Origin of the sequence: Nonomuraea sp. H19 (genome assembly GCF_052068215.1) — a bacterium.
In the GTDB taxonomy this organism is placed as follows: Bacteria; Actinomycetota; Actinomycetes; order Streptosporangiales; family Streptosporangiaceae; genus Nonomuraea.
This window is the reverse complement of the sequence record NZ_JBQHCV010000023.1, coordinates 1-18975: the sequence shown is the minus strand read 5'-3', so window position 1 is coordinate 18975 and position 18975 is coordinate 1. Positions and strand designations below refer to the sequence as shown.

Here is an 18975-nt window from a genome sequence, read left to right as displayed (position 1 = left end):
TTGGCCGACCTCGCCTGGGCGCTCACGTCGACCCTGCCCGCCACGAGGGCAAAGAACTCGCGGTTCACCTGGGTCCGGACGTCTCGGTCAGCTCGTCCAGCGTCGTGTGGCCGGGCAGCTCGCACCGCGCCCGTGAGCAGCAGCTGGCCAACATCCGCCGCATCTACGGCCCCGGGAAAGAGGCGCTCGGCGTGCCGGCCATCGAGATCGAGACCGCCGTCCCGTTACATGTCCGATGGCCGACGCCGTGGCTGTCGAACGGTACACCGATGTGGTCAGTCTGGAGTAGTACCGGGGTGCGACTGCGGTCGCAGGCAGAGATCGTCACGAGTGTGGACGAGGACGGCTGCCGGTGCCGCCAGGATGGAGATCGTTTCCACGACCTCCACCAAAGGAAAGACGTATGTTCCCAACCAGCGGTAAACGCGTGGCGGTCGCCGTGCTCGTCGCCGCCGCCCTGTTGTCGCCTGCCCCGGTCAGCGCGCAGGCGCAGTACGAAGAACCCGGCGGAATACGGGAGGCGCTCGAGGCCACCGTAGCCGCCGGCGCCCCAGGCGTCCTGGTCCGGATCGATGACGACCGTGGGACCTGGATCGGCAGCAGCGGGACCGCAGACCTGGACACCCGAAAGCCAGTGCCGCGCGAGGCCCGGTTCCGCGTCGCCAGCGTGACCAAGAGCATGGTCGCCGCAATCGTCTTGCAGTTGGTCCAGGAGGGCAGGCTGAGTCTGGACGAGCCGATCGGCAAGCGGCTACCCGGCCAGATCGACGGCGGCGACCAGATCACCGTGCGGGAGCTGCTGAACCACACCGGCGGCCTGGCTACTTACAACGCCGCCGCCGAGTTCGCCGATCCCGAGCAGTACGGCAAGCGGACCTATACCCCGCAGCAGCTCATCGACGAGGCCGAGCGGCTGCCTTCGCCCGAGCGGGGCCGCTTCGCCTACTCCAACACCGGCTACATCCTGCTCGGGCTGCTCGTGGAGAAGGTGACGGGCCGTGAGCTGGGCGCCGAGCTCGACCGGCGGATCTTCCGTCCGGCCGGGATGACGCGCTCCTACCTGCCTGAGACCTGGGACGGCATCCGCGGCCCACACGCCACCGGCTACCACCTGCCCACGGGCGCCGATCCCAGCCAGCCCGGTTCGCTGCGGCCCATCACCCGGCTGAACCCGTCCTTCGCCTGGGCAGCATACGGAGTGGTGTCCGACGCCCGCGACCTGAACCGCTTCTACCAGGCACTCTTCGGCGGCCGGCTCGTCAGCCAGAAACTGCTGACGCAGATGCGCACCGGCGTCACCACGCCCCAGGCCCCGGTTTTCCCTCGGTACGGGCTCGGGCTGGAGTCGGTAGGACTCACCTGTGGCGAGATGTGGGGCGCGACCGGCTCGATCCCCGGCTACCAGACCTTCAGTTTCGCCGACGCCACGGGCAAACGCCGGATGACGCTGTCGGTCAACGTGCAGCGCAACGACCGGGCGGTCGCGCACATGCTGCTGGCCGCCGTTGACGCATTCAACCGCTACTTCTGCGGTGAGCCGTACGAACTGCCGGGTGAGGCGTCGAAGTCGCGATAATCGATCCCGAGGTGCTCACGGGCGACCACACGCCACGAATCTCCGGCTCCGTATCGTCGGTGGATGGGAGCACGGCCATGAGCACAGCGCCAGCCACCGCGCCGGCAATCAGCGTGAGGAACCCCCCGCGCGCTCCACGACATCCCCAAACTGCGCCACGACACGATGGCGATCACCACTTGCAAAGGCCACCGAGCAATTGTCAAGACCTGTGGATGGGAGCCGCCCCGACCCAGCGGTGATAGGCGTCTACGTCGACGTTGCTGCCGCACACGATGGTGACTACGTGTCGGCCGGCGAAGCGGTCACGGTCTTCGAGGATCGCCGCGATGCCGAGCGCGGCCGACGGTTCGACGACGAGGCCGGCGTGCTCGAGGAGCATCCGCATACCGGCGATGATCGACGCCTCCTGGACCAGGACGGCGTCGTCAGCGACCAGGAGGAGGTCGTCCAGGACGGCCGGGATGGGACGCCGGCCGGCGACGCCGTCAGCGATGGTGTTGGTCGAGTCGGTGGTGACGACGCGCCGTTCGCGCCAGGACAGCGTCATCGCCGGTGCGCCCAGCGGCTGGACGCAGATCACCTCGACGTCGGGCGCCAAGGCCTTCACCACATGACCCACACCGGTGGCCAGCGCCCCGCCGCCGAGAGCAATCAGGACGGCGTCGAACGACGGCACGGTGTCCACCAGTTCCAGGCCGATGGTCGCCGCACCCTCGCAGGTCTCGATGTCCAGGCTGTCTTCGACCAGCCGGATGCCGTCGTACCGCGCGATGGCCGCCGCCCGCTCGCGAGCCATGTCGAAGTCGCCGTCCACTAACTCCAACCTGGCGCCCAATGCGCGGATGCGATCAAGCTTTGCCGCAGGCGCAAAGCGGGATGCCACGACGGTGACGTCGAGCCCCCGGCCGCGACCGGACAAAGCGAGGGCTTGGCCAAGGTTGCCCGCGCTGGCGCACACCACGGCTCGCGAGCCATTGTCGGCGAGCCGGCTCGCGACCACCTCGGTGCCGCGGGCCTTGAAGCTGCGGACCGGGTTCGCCGTTTCGAGCTTGATGCTCACCGTGCACCCGAGGTCGGGCTCCAGCGCCTCGCAGCGGTACAGCGGAGTGTCGAGAAAAATCGGATCGATCACCCGGCGAGCCGCCCGGATCCGAGCAGTGTCGAGGCGCGTCTCGTGCATGACACAGCAGCGTAGCGCCGCCGGCGCTGGTCCATTTGGGCGAACGCCCGGCGACCGGTGCCAGTGCTGAGAGGCAGCCGGGCAAGGCAAGCTCGCCCCGGTGCGGCTCGATCCCACGGCGCACCACCAGCAGGCCGCCATCCATAGACAGCAGCAGCACCGCGACCGAGAATCCCCGGCGTCGATCCGCGTGTCGCGACAGCCGAGCTACCCGACGAGAACCGCGTCTGGTGAGGCGAGGGCGTGAGTCAGCGGGACAGAGGGGGGCTGCCGTGACGGGTGAGCGGTGTAGCCGTGCAATGCGACTTCAAGTGGCATAATGAGGCCATGGCCTTGCCGCAGCCCACAGATCCGACGATCAAGAAATCGGTGACCCTTCGCCGCTCGCTCGCCGAGGAGATCGAGAGCCGGACCGGTCCCCGGGGTTTCTCGCGTTTCGTTGATCAGGCCGCCGAGTACGGTTTGGCGTTGTTGAAGGCCGAGGAGATCGTGGCCGACCACGAACGGAGGGTCGGCCCGCTGTCCGACGAGGCCATGAAGGAAGCCAGGCGGGCGTGGTCCGCAGAGTAAGGCGCGCGGACGTTCCGTTCCCCACGCCCATGCTCGTGCTCGACGCCCAGCCGTTCTCCCTGCTCGGTGAGGACGATCCCCGAATCGTTGCCCGGATAGCCATTGCAAGGGATGAAGGTTTCATCCCAGCGATCAGTGCCGTGACGCTGTCTGAGGTACGTCGTACCGGAGCGATCGGAAAACGTCTCATCTGGCAGCGCGCACACCTGACCGTGCTGCCCGTGACGGAAGGAGTCGCGGACCTGGCCGGCCTGTTGCTGGATGACGCCGGCTTGGACGGGCACGAGTGCGTGGTAGATGCCTTGGTAGTGGCCTCCGCCGCAAGGGGCAGCGGACCTGCGAAGGTGGTCTCAAGCGACGGTTCGCACGTTCCGAAGCTAGTCGCCGCTGCCCGCCTCAGACGTGACTCACCAATCGGTTGGGTGCCGGTCTAAGTCCTGCCTCCTGTCCGCCCGCTGACCTCCACCCCGACAACAACCGGTGGGCAACCGAGTTCACCATCGGCTGCGTGACCCAGTCCGCGCTCCCATGAAGCTCACCAGCTCAGCACCTTCGGACGCCCAGCGGGAACCGGCAGCCGGTCCCGCAGCATCCGCACGCCCAGCGGGACCAGGGCCACGCAGAACAGGGCGGTGACCAGCGCATCGGGGATCGAGGCGGCCTTGAGCACGCCCATCCACGTCCCTCCCGCCAGCAGCAGCATCGAGGCCCGGGCAGTGCCGAAGACGCCCGTACGCCAGGCGGCGACGGCCAGCAGGAGCGAGCCCGCGTACTGGCCGACCGAGGCCCAGACCGCTACCCGCCACGGGCCGTAGGAAATGTCCACGTACTCCTTCATGATCGCATCCGTCGCCTGGTCCAGCCCGATGACCTCGGTGAGCTGGAAGGCGGTCTGGTCGGCGCCGGCGAAGTACAGGCGGGAGAAAAGCCCGGCGACCAGCAGGGTGGCGCCCCAGAAGGCGAGGCCGCCACCGACCCGCTGGGCCAGAGCGACGAAAGCGGGGAAGAGCAGCACCGCCCCCAGTGCGAAGACCGCGTAGGAGAGGGTGAGCAGGGCGGGTTCCGAGGCGTAGGCGAGGAGCTGGCCGTAGGCGGCGAACGGCTGCGCCTCGGCCCACGCCTGCTGCTGTGGGGTGAGGGCGGTGATCGTGCTCAGGTAGCGCAGCAGGTATCCGGCGCACATGACGACCGGGCCCAGGATGAGCGTCGCGCCGCCGATCCACCGTCCGGGAAAGTACGTGTTCATGGCGGCGAGCCTGTCAAGGGCGAACCGGGTGGGTCATCCGCCGATCGTCAACCGGCACCCTTGCCGAAAGTCAGTACTTCTTGAGCACCTCGGTCAGGTCCGAGTGGCCGACGTAGCGGACCTCCGGGGCCATCATGCCGGTGACGGGGCGCGCCGACCTGACCCATACGCGGTGGCCGGGAGTGGAGCCGCTACGACCCGTCGGCCAGCGCCGCCTCAAGGCCTCGCCTGCCTTGCCGGCCACCATCGATCACCTCCCAGAGTGACAGATCATTGCAACTCTGTGTCCCGGGTAATGGACGCTCGCCATCACGCCGTGTCACAGTAAGCAGTCATTGCATTACTAGATGTGACACGGGGTGCTGATCTGCCAGGGCTCTGGGCCGCCTTGCAGGTCACCAGGCTGAACTGGCGCTCCTGTAGGCGCAAAGGGTGAGGGCGTCGGCTCCCGCCTGGAGTGAGCGGACGGCCTCCGCATGGCTGAAGGCCGGTCGTGTCGGTGTCCGCACCATCGGTGGCCCCCGGGACGGAGCCCGGGGCAGAGCGAAGGCGAGGGGGCGGGGATGCATCTGACTCCGCATGAGCAGGAACGTCTCATGATTCATGTGGCTGCGGACGTGGCCTGGAAGCGTAAACAGCGAGGGGTTCTGCTCAACTACCCGGAGGCGGTCGCGCTGCTGACCGCGCACGTTCTCGAAGGAGCCAGGGACGGCAAATCCGTCGACGAGCTCATGCGCCCCCCGGACCCGAAGGTGCTCAACCGCAATGACGTCATGGAGGGCGTCCCGGAGATGATCTCCGACATCCAGATCGAAGCCACCTTCCCCGATGGCACCAAGCTGGTCACCATCCGCGACCCCTTCCCGGAGGCGGGCAGGGATGCGCTGGTTCATCCCGGGAAGATCGACCATCCCGAGGACACCGAGCCCGTGGCCTTCAACGTCGGCCGTGACGTCACGACTCTGATCGTCACCAACACTGACGACCGTCCCATCCAGGTCGGCTCCCACTACCACTTCTACGAGGCCAACCCGCGTCTCGAATTCGAGCCCCGCGCCGACGCCTACGGCAAGCGGCTGAACATCGCCGCCGGCAGCTCCATCCGGTTCGAACCCCGGTGCCCGCGGGAAGTGGAGCTCGTGCCCATTGAGGGCAAGCGCATCGTCGCGGGCCTGCGCGGCGAGGTCGGAGGTCCCCTCGATGCCTAAGCCCCTGACCCGCGTCGAATACGCCGACAGGTTCGGCCCCACGACTGGTGACCGCATCCGCCTGGCGGACACCAACCTGCGGATCGAGGTCACCGAGGACTGGTCCGGCGGTCCTGGACGCAGCGGCAACGAGGTCGTCTTCGGCGGCGGCAAGGTGATCCGCGAATCGATGGGCCAGTCCTGCGCGCCGCGCGACTCCGCGGAGCCCGGCGCCCCGCAGCCCCCCGACACCGTCATCACCGGCGCCGTCATCCTGGACCACTGGGGTGTCGTCAAAGCCGACGTCGCCATCCGCGACGGCCGGATCATCGCGCTCGGCAAGGCCTACAACGACGAGACCATGGACCCGCTCCACGACGGCCACGGGAGGGCCACGGACTTCCTCATCGGTCCTGAGACCGAGGTCATCGCGGGCAACGGCAAGATTCTCACTGCGGGCGGAGTCGACACCCACGTCCACTTCATCTGCCCCGAGCAGATCCACGAGGCGCTCGCCGCCGGCGTCACCACCCTGATCGGTGGCGGTACGGGCCCCGCGGAGGGCAGCACCGCCACCACCGTCACGCCCGGTTCCTGGCACATCGCGAGGGCGTTCGAGGCGCTGGACGCTTTCCCGGTCAACGTCGGGCTGCTCGGCAAGGGCAGCACCATGTCCACAGAATCCCTCCGCAACCAGGTGAAGGCGGGCGTCCTCGGCTTCAAGATTCACGAGGACTGGGGGGCCACTCCCGCCGTGCTGCGCAAGTGCCTGGAGGTGTGCAAGGAGACCGGTGCCCAACTCGCCCTGCACGCCGACTCGCTGAACGAGGCCGGCGCGGTCGCCGACACCATCGAGGCCATCGGCGACCACCCGATCCACGTCTTCCACGTCGAGGGCGCCGGCGGCGGCCACGCCCCGGACATGATCACTATGGTGAGCCTGCGGAACGTGCTGCCCGCCTCCACCAACCCCACCCGGCCCTTCACCGTCAACACGGTCAAGGAGCACATCGACATGGTGATGGTCTGCCATCACCTGAACCCGGAGCTGCCGGAGGACAAGGCCTTCGCCGAGTCGCGGATCCGGCCTTCCACGATGGCCGCCGAGGACATCCTGCACGACCTCGGCGCCATCTCGATCATGTCGTCGGACGCCCAGGCCATGGGCCGCATCGGCGAGATGATCATGCGGACGTGGCAGACCGCGCACGTGATGAAGGCCCGGCGCGGCCCTCTGGACGGCGACGACGGGGCCGACAATCATCGTGCCCGCCGCTACGTCGCCAAATACACCATCAACCCGGCGATCGCACACGGCATCGACCACGAGGTCGGCTCGGTCGAGGTGGGCAAGCTCGCCGACCTGGTGCTGTGGGAGCCGAAGTTCTTCGGCGTCAAGACGCATCGGGTCATCAAGGGCGGCCAGATCGCCTACGCGCAGGTGGGCGACGCCAACGCCTCCATCACCACCCCGCAGCCGGTCCTGCCCCGCGCCGTGTTCGGCGCGACCGGCAAGGCACCTGCCGCCAACTCGGTCAACTTCGTCACCGCGGACGCCATCAAGGCCGGCCTGCTCGACGAGCTCAAGGTGAGCAAGGAGTTCAGGCCCATCCGCAACACCCGCAAGGTCTTCAAAGAGAACATGCGGGAGAACAACGCCCGCCCCGACATCCGCGTCGATCCCGACACGTTCGAGGTGGAGATCGGCGGAGCAGAGGCCAAGGACGTGAAGACGGAGATCGACGACCAACTCGTCGAGCGGGACTACGCCACCGAACTGCCCATGGCTCAGCGCTACTTCCTCTTCTGACCGCCGCACCGTGAACGACCGCACCGTGAACGAAAGGTGAGCCACGCACGATGCACCGTGCCGCACTGCTCGTCCTGGCCGACGGCCGTTTCCCCGCCGGAGGGCACGCCCACTCCGGCGGGGCCGAACCCGCTGTCACCGCGGGACGCGTCCGCGACGTCACGAGCCTGGAGGAGTTCTGCCGCGGCCGGCTGCACACCAGCGGGCTGGTCGCGGCGGGTCTCGCCGCCGCGGCCGCCGCTGGATACGACCCGCTCCTGCTGGACGAGGCCGCCGACGCCCGCACTCCCGCCCCCGCCCTGCGCCAGAGCGCGCGCAGGCTCGGACGGCAAATGCTGCGGGCCGCCCGAGCCGCCTGGCCCTCGGCCGAGCTCGACGCCCTGGCCGCGGCCCGGCCGCGGGGCGCTCACCAGCCCGTCGTCCTCGGCCTCACCGCCCGCTCCGCAGGCCTGACCCCGCTGGACGCCGCGTACGCGGCGGCGTACGAGAGCGTCAGCGGCCCGGCTACCGCGACCGTCCGCCTGCTCAGGCTGGACCCCTTCGACGCCATCGCCATCCTCGCCCGCCTCGCCGCCGACATCGATCACGTCGCCGCGCAGGCAGCCGGAGCCGCGCAGCGCGTCCACGCTGACGGCCTCGGCGCGCTGCCCGCCGTCTCGGCGCCGCTGCTCGACATCACCGCCGAACAGCACGCCGCCCGCCCGGCACGCCTGTTCGCCTCCTGACCCCGACCTCGCCTGTAACCCGAACGCCGCCTTCTGACCACCGCACCACTCGTTCGACAACCCGGAGCAGCCATGCACCTCCACCACAGCGACGCCTTTCCCGAGGGCCACACCCACGGCCCCGGCGGCTCCTCCCCCGAGCGCCCCGACGGCCGCCGCCGCGCCCTGCGCATCGGCCTGGGCGGGCCGGTCGGCACCGGCAAGACCGCCACCGTCGCCGCCCTGTGCCGTGCGTTGCGCGACGAGGTGTCCATCGCCGTCGTCACCAACGACATCTACACCCGTGAGGACGCCGAATTTCTGCTCCGGGAGGCCGTCCTTCCCGCCGAGCGCATCGCGGCGGTCGAGACCGGGGCTTGCCCGCACACCGCCATCCGCGACGACATCTCCGCCAACCTCGAAGCCGTCGAGGATCTGGAGGATCAGCTCGGCCCGCTCGACCTGATCCTCATCGAGTCAGGCGGCGACAACCTCACCGCGACCTTCTCCAAGGGCCTCGTCGACGCCCAGATCTTCGTCATCGACGTCGCGGGCGGCGACGACATCCCCCGCAAGGGCGGCCCCGGCATCACCACCGCCGACCTCCTCGTCATCAACAAGACCGACCTCGCCCCCCACGTCGGCGTCGACCTGGAAGGCATGGCCCGCGACGCCAAAGCCCAGCGCGGCGACCTGCCCGTCGCCTTCACCGCCCTGAAGACCGAAGGCGGCATCACACCCGTGTCGGACTGGGTCCGCGAGCGCCTCGCCGACTGGACCGCGAGCCCCGCATGACCCTCACCTCACCCCAGACCACCCCGGCCAGGCGCACCGCCCCGGGCGTGCACGCCACCGCCCGCATCAGGGCGACCAGCGCGGGAAACGCCACCGCCCTGCCCGTTCTGGCCGGCGACGGTCCTTTCGACCTGCGCCGCAACCGCCCGCACGGAAACCAGGCACGGGTGTGCATCCTCGGCGCCATGAGCGCCCCCCTCGGCGGCGACCGACTCCGCATCGAAGCCACCGCCGAACAAGACGCCCACCTGCACATCACCACAGTCGCCGCCACCATCGCCCTGCGCGGCCCCACCCCCGAGCACGCCACCTACGACGTTCACCTGACCGTGGCAGACCAGGCCAGCCTGCACTGGCTGCCCCAGCCACTGATCTCCGCCGCACGCAGCAACCTCCGCCAGACCTGCACCATCGACCTCGCCGCCGGCGCGCGACTCGTCCTGCGCGAGGAACAGGTCCTCGGCCGCGCCAACGAACCACCGGGCCGGCTGACCACCCGCCTCACCGTCCGGCACGACGGACACCCTCTCCTGGACCAGCAGACCAGCTACGGTCCCGACGCACCCGGCTGGGACGGCCCCGCCATCCTCGCCGGCCACCGCGCCATCGGCCAGATCCTCATCGTCGACCCCGCCTACGAGAAAGACCCGCCCGACGTCCGGCTGATCGGCGACGACCCCGCCCACGGGCAGGCCGTGCTGACCCCGCTCGCCGGTCCCGCCATTCTGGTCACCGCCCTGGCCACGGACACAATGCACCTGCGCCGCCTCCTCGACGCGGCTTATCCCATTGCGTAAACGCGTCCGGCGTCCGTGAGCACCGACCGGTGTTGGCGCTTCCAGTTACGCAGGATCTCGCATGATTCCGCGGCAGAGCTTGTCAAGCCGTCCATCGCGGGGAGTACTCCACGTGGATGTCCTGCCCGCGGCCCGGGTCCAGGTTGGGCCAGTAGAACAGCCGGCAGACGTGATAGTTGCAGGCGCCCGAGATGTACAGCGAGGTCGCGGCAGCGGGCGGCCCTTCCTTCGCCACGGCGAAGAAGTGGCGGGCAGGCTGCCGAAACGCCGCGGCGCTGCCGGTCAGAAACAGCGTCTCGGCGTGCACGCAAGGGGAAGAAGACGTCGTGGACCTGCGATCCCGCGTGCGCCTATGCCTCGTCACCCGCGGCGGCATGACGTACGTGCCGCTCGCCCGCCGCGCCGGAGGCCGCCACGCCCACAAACTCGTCATCGGCCTCAGTGCCGGCGAGCCCGCACTTAGCAGCGGACGAGGTTCTTCTCGCTGCGGTACGCCCAGAGCGTGCTGGGAGGTCATCCACGTGTCCCGCTGGGTGTACGGCATCTGCAGGCGGCTCACTCCTCTGTTCGTCGGCGGTTTCACGGACGCCCAGCGGCTACCGGCGGGTTCGCGACCCCAATCTCAGTGCCAACGGCTGCTCCTGTGCTCACCCCCGAGTCGGCAGCGCGCTGGGCGAGTGCCCGTCGCCGGCGGGTGCCACCTCGCTGCGGCGGGCCGCCGAGATGGCCAGGGCCGCCAGCAGCGCGGTCACGACAACCGCCATCGCGAGCGCGGTCCACGTGGCTGCGTCGGGGTGGAGCAGCGACTGACCGCGCAGCGCCTGCCATGCCGTGATGGCGAACAGCGCGGTGTACCCCAGGATGACGACCCCGATCAGCTGGGCGCGCACACGTTCGCCGCACAGCCAGCCGATTCGGGCCGCGAGGGCGGCGAGAACCAGCACCGCGAGCACGAAAACCTGGATGGAGTGCAGGCCGATGAAGTGCGGGACGCGCAGGTCGCCGCCTGTGGTGCTCCAGTTCGTGATCGGCATGCCACCGCCGTCCGGTACTCCGACTCCGTGTCCGCCCACCAGCGGGACCGGATTGCCGTAGGCGTCCTCGACGGTGCGGGGTCCGGCCGACGAGGTCCACCCGGTGATGAAGGACGCCAGCGCCATGCCGAGGACGGCCAGCCCGAGCCCGGCGCGCAGGGCCCAGGTGAGTGCCGTGTCACCGACGCGCTGGAACAGCAGCATGATGGCGATGATCAGGCTCGCCCCGAACAGCCCGAACACGCCGGTGGAGAAGATCTGCTGCCCGATCTGGCTGAACGGTTCGGTGCTGGCGTTGAAGTGGCTGTAGGTGCCGCGGGCGGCCTGCACCGCGATGAAGCCGACGTCGACCAGTCCGGCGATGGCGAAGACCGTTCCGATGGTCCACATCGTGCGCCGTGCCCGGCGCAGTTTCGGTATCAGCCAGGCGAGCGTTGCGCCGTACATGACGAACGACACCGCGAACTTCAACGGCTTGGCCCAGACCGACTGCTGCAAGAGCTCGCGACCGTCGGCGAGAAAACCGACGCTCGCGACGATGAGGAGCGCGGACATCGCCGCCACCATGATCATGAGCGGTCGATGCCACGACCGTACTTCGGCATACGAGATGGACAACTGGTCCCCCATCTGGTTCATGCGGCCTCCGATCCTGCGCCGTCCATGCTGGTGGAAGCCGTGCTGAGCCTCATGGGAGCGAACCAGCCTCGAGCCGGTGGAAAGAACCTCTGCACGAGCGGGCGGAACGCCAACTCGGCGGCGCCTGCCGCGGCGCCGGGGAGGAGCCCAGGTGCCAGCACGTTCGGGTCCGCGTCGGACGCGTCCGGATGCTGCTCATGGGGCGCCTGGCCGGCGGCCAACGTCTGCCATGCCGAGGCGCCCTCGCGACGGCCGGCCAGGTAGGTCTCGGCGGCGAGATGGGCGAGCAGCAGGCGGTAGTCCATCACCGCCTGCTGGTCTGCGCCGTCTGTCTGCCACACGTATGCGTACGGCGTATCAAATGTCATGCGCACATGGTATCTAGATCTCTGTTCCTCCTGAGTAGCTTGGGTATCTTCGGATGATGAAGTGAACTAGTACTGGACAGATTGAACTAGTACACTCTCTGCTGGCAATAACCTCACCGATGAATCGAGGGCCCTCATGGTGTCGTCAACGCGGCGACCGGAGCCGCCATACCGGCGGATCGTCGCGGAGTTCCGCGCCCGGATCCTGACCGGTGAGCTGCGGCCGGGCGATCGCATGCCCTCCATCCGGCAGATCGCCCAGCGACGGGGCGTCGCGGTCGCGACCGCGACCAAAGTGATGGCGGCTCTGCGCGACGAGGGGCTGGTCGAGGCGAAGGTCGGTTCCGGCACGGTGGTCAGCCCCCGCGCGGGCCACAAACAGCCGACCGGCCCGGCCGCGTCACCAAGACCGCGGCAGGCCGGCGTCGCCAAGCAGGCACTGAACCGCAAGCAAGTTCTCCACGCCGCCATCGCCATCGCCGACATCGAGGGACTCGTTGCCGTGTCCATGCGGCGACTAGCGGCCGAGCTCGATGTCGGTCCGATGTCGCTGTACCGGCACGTGGCCAATAAGGACGAACTGGTGACGCAGATGGTCGACGAAGCCTTCGGCGAACCAGAGCTCCCCATCCCCGGGCCGGAAGGGTGGCGAGCCAAGCTCGAACTGATCTCCCGACGGCAATGGGAACTGTGCCGGCGACACCTCTGGCTGCCCAGGGCCGTCTCGTTCACGCGCCCTTTCCTCGTGCCCAACATGATGGCCCACACCGAGTGGACCCTGCGTGCACTCGACGGGCTCGGGCTGCCCATGACGACACGAATTCGAGAGGCACTCACGCTGCACACCCTGGTCGTCACCGTTGCCCTGTCCATGGCCGACGAAGTCGAAGCCGAGCAGGAGACCGGCGTGACGCTCACCGGATGGTGGCTCGCCCAGCGGAAACGGGCCGACGAACTCCTCAACAGCGGACGATTCCCTCTGCTGGCCACGGTCCCCGAGGAAACGGTGTCGGACCTGGACGGACTGTTCGAGTACAGTCTTGCCCGCCATCTCGACGGCTTCGCCGCCATGCTGGAGGACCAAGCCCGAATGCGGCCATGAGGCGCCGGCCACCTAGACGGCCCTGGCCACGGACACAATGCACCTGCGCCGCCTCCTCGACGCGGCATGCTCTAGGTAACGGCGATGGCGGGAGCCACGCGCGCGGATCCGATGCCGCGATCGGGTTTGCCGAGACGGAACCGCGCCTTGCCCTTGAGTACGGTGCCGGACTCGGCATGGCCACCGGTGAGGCCTTCGCCGGGGAACAGCGTGAATGTCCATCTCTGGTTTGACTCGCAGTCAGGCAGGTGACGGCCGCCTTGCAAGACACGTGCCCCCCAGAGCTGGCGGATCATCAGCGTCCTGGTGTCCGTGCCGGCTACCGTGAATGCCTCTCCTGGCCCGGCCACGATCTGGTGGTGGCTGCCCAGAGACGGCCCATAAGCTCCGGTGACCGTGGCGACCATCGTCCACGGCGTGCCGGGCCGGATGCCAAGGACTCCCGCGGGGAGCCGCGCGTCGAACACGTCCTCGACGGGTGCGCCGAGCTGGTCTACTCGCACGGCTGGCGCCATCGGGCGTCGGGTGTCCAGCTTGCCGGGGTCGGGCACCAGCAAGATCCCGTACGTTGTCTCGTCCGCGAAGCGAGCCGAGGCGAAGTGGTCCCGGAGGACGAGCACCGTGCGCTCGGCGGCGTCCCACAGGTCGTCGGAGAAGGCGGTCGCCAAATAGGCGGGCGTCACTGCCGGGAGCCGCGCCTGCGCCACCGCTTCGGCGACCGATGCGCAGCGGGCCCATCCGGACTCGGCCAGTCTCTCGATCTGCTCGGCTTTGAACGACATCACTCACCCCGAACCGCATAGAGCGCTGTCATCGAACACCTCCTCATAGAGGCCTACCAGTTCGGTGGTGTGCACGATCTCAGCGAGCCGCTCCAGCGCGTCCGAGCGGGTCAGCGCCGCCTGCTTGTCCTCGAACTCGGCCGGGGACATGTCCAGCTCAAGGACCGTGATCACCTGGCGGTCGTCGGCGACATCGCGTGAGACGCTGACCTTCGCGGGGTAGCCGTCCATATCCTCTGGTACCCAAGCGTCCTTGAACTGCTCATACGTCACGCCCGCCTTCAATGTTCGGACGAACACAGCACGTAGCATCGCTACCCCTCGATAGACCAACCGACCGCCAAACGGGACCTCATGCTAACCACGGCCGCCGACAGACCCACCAAGATCTACGAAGCACGGCCTAGCGCGACAGGATCCCGTACGACCGCAGACCTCCTCTGCCCACACCCATTTCAGGGCGTCGGCGTCGAGCGCAGTGCCCCGAACGCGCGTACGTTCTCCTTCGCGTGTATGCCGACTTCCCGCAGGGTTTCACCATGGTCGCCCAGGACTTCGTCGGCGGGGTGCCCGCAGCAGCTCAACCGCGGATTCGAGGCGGACACCACGTGCAGGGTTGGATGTGCGCCGACACAGTCTGACCGAGAAGGGCATGACCCGTGGCCACGGTTCACCCGGATGCCGAGGGCGCCACCAACGTAAACCCCCGACAGCCCGCGTGAGCAGCAACTGGCCAACACCCGCCGCATCTACGGCCCTGAGAAAGAGGCGCTCGGCGTGCTGGCCATCGAGATCGAGCTGATCGAGCCAACCGTCGCGTGAGTTGAGCCGCAAGAAGGCAGTGCCTGTACTGCGACCATGCCGAGGTCGAAGACTGGATACACACGAACACCGCCTCGCCTGGCCACCACATACGCCCAGCTCAGCTAATGAATGGCGGCTGCCGTACGACCACGGGGTCGATCACACAACGATTAAAGGCGCAGACAAAGCGTGAACCCATCCTTTTGGCGCCACGGGGCATCCATCGGTCAAAGTGGGCATCCCAGTACATATATACCCAATTTCCACGTAAGCCAATAACTCCCACTATGGCCGGCTTTGCAGTACCCTTAAATCCCAAGGGCAAGGAAAGGATCACGTGTGACTGCCGGAGCAATCTACATAGCCATGAACGGTAACGAGGCGGAGCAGGAGGTTCGTTCTCTTTGCACTTGGCTGCAAGAGGACGACTATATACGGCGCAATGCACAGGTCACTTTTCAAGCAAGTCCGCCCAGCCAAGGCTCAATGGGCCCAGACTTCGAGACTATCGAACTACTGGTAAGTAGCGGATTCGAGCTGGCAAACCTTGCCTTGGCGTATCTTTCATGGCGTGCTTCGCGTATTGAAAGACCACCGGTCACTATCAGACGCGGAGATATAGAAGTAACTCTCAGCGAAAGCGACCCGGAGACCATAAGGAAGGTTTTTGACGCACTTGATTCAGGTGGCGAATGAGCCTTCCCGATACGCGCCTCTCGCGAGCTGTTCTTATCGGCACTAGCGAGTATCAATATGAGGCCATGCCCTCGTTGCCCGCTGTGGCAAACAATCTCGTCGGCTTGAAAGAGGCGCTTTGCGACCATGATATTCTGGGCCTGTCGCCTCAGCATTGCAAAGTCATCAATGATCCAACAGCACGGGCACACATTTTTACGCCTTTGCTAGAGGCGGCGAGCGAGGCCAAAGATACTTTGCTCGTGTATTACGCAGGGCATGGTCAAGTTGACCAAGATGGTGAACTACAACTAGCGCTGGTCGGAACGAACAGCGATCCAAGGCATCTTCCAGTCACAGCTGTGGCCTATAATCAGATCCGTCGCGCGGTCATCACTAGCTCAGCTCTAAGGCGAATCGTAATACTAGACTGTTGCTATAGCGGACGCGCGCTTGGCGGAATGAGTGGAGCACAAGATGCTATTTATAGCACTATCAATATAGAAGGAACGGTTGTCCTTACCGCATCCTCCAAAACGCAGACCGCTCTTGCTTACCCGGGCGAACCCTACACCGCATTCACGGCCGAATTACTGACCGTCTTTCGTGAAGGACTACCTGATCAGCCCAAGCTGCTAAGCATAAAGACTATATTTTCGCAAATCCATAGTACGTTGCGAGCCAAAGCACGCCCTCTTCCTCAGATACTCAATAGCAATACCGCGGAAGATCTCGCCCTCGTAAAGAATCGCGCTATAAAGCCTTCAAGACCTTCACTCGAAGGCTACGGCGCAATAGCAGGTGTCGAGCCGGGAACTCTATTTACTGATCGACGTGCGTTGAGCCGCGCCAAAGTGCACCGACCGTTTGAGGCCGGTATTTGCGGAAGGCGATCTAAGGGCGGCGCAGAGTCGATTGTCTTGTCCGGTGGCTACAAGGATGACGTGGATTACGGGGACGTCATCATTTATACCGGCCACGGAGGGCAGGATTCCAAGCGTGTTCATATCAAGGATCAGGATCCGAATGATTCAGGGAATGCCGCCCTAATTACCAGTCTACTCACTCAATTGCCTGTACGAGTAATCCGTGGCGCCGAGGCCAAGACCCCCTTTTCTCCGCCAGAAGGCTACAGCTATGACGGCCTTTTCCGGGTAGCCGATTACTGGTCCGAGTCCGGTGAAGACGGATTTAAAGTTCTACGATTCCGGCTTGAGTCGATTGAGCGACCAGATAGCACTACGAACGAGCCGCTCATCGCTCCTAACCGCTGGAGCCAAGTATCGCGCGGGGTGTTCCAGGACCGTCGACTTAGCGAGCGTATCAAGAAACTCTACAATAACGAATGTCAGGTCTGCGGGCTTGCCATTGAGACCATCGGCGGCATGAGGTACTCCGAAACTTTTCATTTTCGGAGTCTCAGCCTTCCTCACAAAGGACCAGACATCGCGGAAAACATGGTCTGCCTTTGCCCAAACCACCATCTCCTCTTTGAACTGGGCGCGATAATAGTCGACGATGGACTCCGAGTTATAGATAGAATAACAGGAGAGCCCATCGCCGATCTTAATATTCATTCCCGCCATCGAATCGGTCTGCAATATGTGCGATACCATCGCCGTTTGCACGAGCAGGGAAAACACCTCTGATTTAGAGGGTCACATGACCCCCATAGTCCATCGAGCCAAATCTCAGCGGTTTTCCTATCCTGCGGTCGCTTTGGCGTAATGGAATACATCGGGTGGGAGTGGATGGTCCAGGCGCCAGACGAAGCGAATCGGCCGCTCTCCCTCATGGCTGACGTAATGCATAGGACCAGCATACGTGTACGGTGGAGCGCCTAGCCCTTCGTCCCGCTTGGACTGGCGGATGAGCAGGTGAACGGTAGATTCACCAGTCAGATAGCGACGAGCAGTCGCAGTGGAAGTACGCAGGGTACTCTGCGATTCCCATTGGAAAAGCTCTTCGCTAATCGCCCGGTCATGGTAAAGCGTGGTGGGGGAATACTTGTCTTCGGATTTGTCTATAGTGACGAAGAACAGATCCGCCCGGTGCTCCTCGACGTATTTGACACCTTCACGCATGTGCGCGGGCCGATCGATACCGAAGGCCGCCAGGACCTCATTCTTGCTGTATCGGGCGTGGATGTGCAGCGGCACAACGGCATCCAGCGGCGGGGCAACATGACGAATCCCTGAACGCAGAACAGCCGCCAGTTCGCGAAGCTCCGCAACACGAGCACCAGTAAGCTGTGCGAACCTGGCTTCCATGCCGGAGACCGGCTCAGTACCACCCCACAACATTGCGTCGAGCATGGCGAGCAGACGCATTTCACGAGGTGACTGCAGCGTTCGGCCGTTCAGCACTTCGGTGAGGAAGGCGAGGCGCTCAACATCGTCGATGTGAAGCATCCGACCGAAAGCACGGCCGAGCTGCTGATCAGGAGCATCTAGCTCGAAACCAGCAGTGTGTCGCAGATGTGCCCATCCCTGCCGCCGCCGGTAGAGGTCTTCCACATCTAGTCCGGTCTCCTCCAAGAACTGGGTCAGTGTCACATCGCCGAGCTGGCGAAGTTCGTGTCCCAGCTCCTTCCAGTTCAGGTTGAGTGCTTGCCGCACGTTCTCAAGGACGAGATGGCGTACGTCACGGTCCAGATCGATAACGCAGCCGGCAGGGAGGGTAGGAAAACCCTGCTCGATCTCGCGAGCGATTCCAGTACGGCTGGCACCAGTGAGCGCTCGGTAGCGTCTGTCGAAGCGGAACTGCTTGTGTTGGTGGCCGACGAAGTCGAGCACAGTCAAGCACGGCTTGTCGTCGGACAGTCGCAGACCGCGACCTAGCTGTTGCAAGAAGACGGTGGCGCTGTCGGTGGGGCGCAGAAAGATCACGGTGTCAATCTCGGGAATGTCCACACCTTCGTTGAAGAGGTCCACGGTGAATACCGCTTTGACTTGTCGTTCCCTCAGGTCACGCAGAGCTTGAGATCGTTCATCTGACGAGCTGTGCGCGGTGACGGCGACCGAAGGAATCCCCGCTTGGGTGAAGCGATCGGCCATGAAGCGGGCATGGTCGATGCTCACGCAGAAGCCGATAGCTCGCATCTGTCCAACGTTGCCGACCTTGCGGCGCAGCGTCTCCAGCACGACGGCGACACGGCGATCGTTGCCTGTGTAGACGTTGGAGAGCTGGCCTATGTCATACCCCTGGCCCCGGCGCCAGCCAACGCCCCGAAGATCGGTGCCGTCATGGACGCCGAAGTACTGGAACGGAGCGAGCAGGCCCCGCTCCAACGCCTCCCACAGCCGCAGTTCGGCGGCGATCCGGCCGCCGAACCAGTGCTTGATGTCGCGACCATCAGTGCGTTCTGGGGTGGCCGTGAGCCCCAGCAGCACCTTCGGCCGTACCGTGGATAGCAAGCGATGGTAGGTCAAGGCTTCGGCGTGGTGGAACTCATCCACGATCACCATGTCGAAGGCGTCAGGCTCTGGCAGTGGGTTGGCGTGCAGCGACTGGATCGACGCAAATACGTGCCGCCATTGCTCAGGGCGGGAGCCGCCGACGTACAGCTCACCGAACGTCTCGTCTCGCAGCACCTGGCGAAAGGTGAGCAGGCTCTGCCGCAGGATGGGCCTTCCCCCACGGAAGTGGACACGCGGTGGGGTGTGTCATGCGGCCAGTGTCAGGCTACTCGATCTTTGCTGGT

20 protein-coding genes are annotated in these 18975 nt (G+C 65.9%); 11 read left to right on the top strand and 9 right to left on the bottom strand.

Annotated elements, in window-relative coordinates; translation table 11 throughout:
* Positions 1–403 precede the first annotated feature (403 nt).
* On the top strand, positions 404–1576 hold the full coding sequence (locus tag ACTMTI_RS39655; protein ID WP_441125920.1) for a serine hydrolase domain-containing protein: 1173 nt from the start codon (positions 404–406) through the stop codon (positions 1574–1576).
* Between the two features lie 202 nt (positions 1577–1778).
* On the opposite strand, the gene ACTMTI_RS39650 is transcribed toward ACTMTI_RS39655, so the two are convergent.
* Positions 1779–2759 carry a threonine ammonia-lyase gene (locus tag ACTMTI_RS39650; protein WP_441125919.1) on the bottom strand — a complete coding sequence of 327 codons (981 nt, stop codon included), beginning with the start codon at positions 2757–2759 and terminating at the stop codon, positions 1779–1781.
* A gap of 279 nt (positions 2760–3038) precedes the next feature.
* On the opposite strand from ACTMTI_RS39650, the gene ACTMTI_RS39645 reads away from it, so the two are divergent.
* Both ACTMTI_RS39645 and ACTMTI_RS39640 read left to right on the top strand, forming a co-directional pair.
* Entirely contained in the window at positions 3039–3329 is a 291-nt protein-coding gene (locus ACTMTI_RS39645) for a hypothetical protein (protein ID WP_441125918.1), read from the top strand.
* A 29-nt stretch (positions 3330–3358) separates the two neighbouring features.
* On the top strand, positions 3359–3763 hold the full coding sequence (locus ACTMTI_RS39640) for a hypothetical protein (RefSeq protein ID WP_441125917.1): 405 nt from the start codon (positions 3359–3361) through the stop codon (positions 3761–3763).
* A gap of 101 nt (positions 3764–3864) precedes the next feature.
* On the opposite strand, the gene ACTMTI_RS39635 is transcribed toward ACTMTI_RS39640, so the two are convergent.
* Complete coding sequence (locus ACTMTI_RS39635) at positions 3865–4575, bottom strand: hypothetical protein (protein WP_441125916.1); 711 nt, start codon at positions 4573–4575, stop codon at positions 3865–3867.
* A 70-nt stretch (positions 4576–4645) separates the two neighbouring features.
* Positions 4646–4822 (bottom strand): hypothetical protein, encoded by a 177-nt coding sequence (locus ACTMTI_RS39630; RefSeq protein WP_441125915.1) that lies wholly within the window; start codon positions 4820–4822, stop codon positions 4646–4648.
* 229 nt (positions 4823–5051) lie between these two features.
* Here ACTMTI_RS39630 and ACTMTI_RS39625 point away from each other — a divergent pair, with 229 nt between their 5' ends.
* The 5 genes from ACTMTI_RS39625 (at position 5052) to ACTMTI_RS39605 (ending at position 9868) form a co-directional block, all read left to right on the top strand.
* A complete protein-coding gene (locus tag ACTMTI_RS39625) occupies positions 5052–5783 on the top strand; it encodes an urease subunit gamma (RefSeq protein WP_441125914.1) in 732 nt (243 codons plus the stop codon).
* Positions 5776–7572: an urease subunit alpha gene (locus ACTMTI_RS39620; RefSeq protein ID WP_441125913.1), complete on the top strand. Its 1797-nt coding sequence runs from the start codon at positions 5776–5778 to the stop codon at positions 7570–7572. The genes ACTMTI_RS39625 and ACTMTI_RS39620 overlap by 8 nt, the downstream gene beginning before the upstream one ends.
* 50 nt (positions 7573–7622) lie before the next feature.
* Positions 7623–8297, top strand: a complete 675-nt coding sequence (locus ACTMTI_RS39615; protein ID WP_441125912.1) for an urease accessory protein UreF — start codon at positions 7623–7625, stop codon at positions 8295–8297.
* 72 nt (positions 8298–8369) lie between these two features.
* Entirely contained in the window at positions 8370–9071 is a 702-nt protein-coding gene (gene ureG, locus ACTMTI_RS39610) for an urease accessory protein UreG (protein ID WP_441125911.1), read from the top strand.
* Positions 9068–9868, top strand: coding sequence for an urease accessory protein UreD (locus ACTMTI_RS39605; protein WP_441125910.1), 801 nt, complete (start codon positions 9068–9070; stop codon positions 9866–9868). The genes ureG and ACTMTI_RS39605 overlap by 4 nt, the downstream gene beginning before the upstream one ends.
* Before the next feature lie 82 nt (positions 9869–9950).
* Here the strand turns inward: ACTMTI_RS39605 and ACTMTI_RS39600 are convergent, their stop codons facing one another.
* The 3 genes from ACTMTI_RS39600 to ACTMTI_RS39590 form a co-directional block, all read right to left on the bottom strand.
* Positions 9951–10175 (bottom strand): hypothetical protein, encoded by a 225-nt coding sequence (locus tag ACTMTI_RS39600; protein WP_441125909.1) that lies wholly within the window; start codon positions 10173–10175, stop codon positions 9951–9953.
* 340 nt (positions 10176–10515) lie between these two features.
* Complete coding sequence (locus ACTMTI_RS39595; protein WP_441125908.1) at positions 10516–11541, bottom strand: hypothetical protein; 1026 nt, start codon at positions 11539–11541, stop codon at positions 10516–10518.
* The gene (locus tag ACTMTI_RS39590) at positions 11538–11909 is read right to left on the bottom strand and encodes a hypothetical protein (RefSeq protein WP_441125907.1); all 372 of its coding nucleotides are present in this window, start codon (positions 11907–11909) and stop codon (positions 11538–11540) included. Before ACTMTI_RS39590 ends, ACTMTI_RS39595 begins: the two co-directional genes overlap by 4 nt.
* Before the next feature lie 136 nt (positions 11910–12045).
* Between ACTMTI_RS39590 and ACTMTI_RS39585 the strand changes: the two genes are divergently transcribed.
* Positions 12046–13011, top strand: coding sequence for a TetR/AcrR family transcriptional regulator C-terminal domain-containing protein (locus ACTMTI_RS39585; RefSeq protein WP_441125906.1), 966 nt, complete (start codon positions 12046–12048; stop codon positions 13009–13011).
* 71 nt (positions 13012–13082) lie between these two features.
* Here the strand turns inward: ACTMTI_RS39585 and ACTMTI_RS39580 are convergent, their stop codons facing one another.
* Both ACTMTI_RS39580 and ACTMTI_RS39575 read right to left on the bottom strand, forming a co-directional pair.
* Positions 13083–13793, bottom strand: coding sequence for a hypothetical protein (locus ACTMTI_RS39580; RefSeq protein WP_441125905.1), 711 nt, complete (start codon positions 13791–13793; stop codon positions 13083–13085).
* Positions 13794–13796: 3 nt separating this feature from the next.
* Entirely contained in the window at positions 13797–14105 is a 309-nt protein-coding gene (locus ACTMTI_RS39575) for a hypothetical protein (protein ID WP_441125904.1), read from the bottom strand.
* A gap of 831 nt (positions 14106–14936) precedes the next feature.
* Between ACTMTI_RS39575 and ACTMTI_RS39570 the strand changes: the two genes are divergently transcribed.
* Together ACTMTI_RS39570 and ACTMTI_RS39565 are read left to right on the top strand one after the other, a co-directional pair.
* Entirely contained in the window at positions 14937–15293 is a 357-nt protein-coding gene (locus tag ACTMTI_RS39570) for an effector-associated constant component EACC1 (protein WP_441125903.1), read from the top strand.
* Complete coding sequence (locus ACTMTI_RS39565) at positions 15290–16921, top strand: caspase, EACC1-associated type (protein ID WP_441125902.1); 1632 nt, start codon at positions 15290–15292, stop codon at positions 16919–16921. Before ACTMTI_RS39570 ends, ACTMTI_RS39565 begins: the two co-directional genes overlap by 4 nt.
* Positions 16922–16975: 54 nt before the next feature.
* Here ACTMTI_RS39565 and ACTMTI_RS39560 read toward each other — a convergent pair whose 3' ends face one another.
* Positions 16976–18895, bottom strand: a complete 1920-nt coding sequence (locus ACTMTI_RS39560) for a DUF3427 domain-containing protein (protein WP_441126100.1) — start codon at positions 18893–18895, stop codon at positions 16976–16978.
* Positions 18896–18975: the final 80 nt, after the last annotated feature.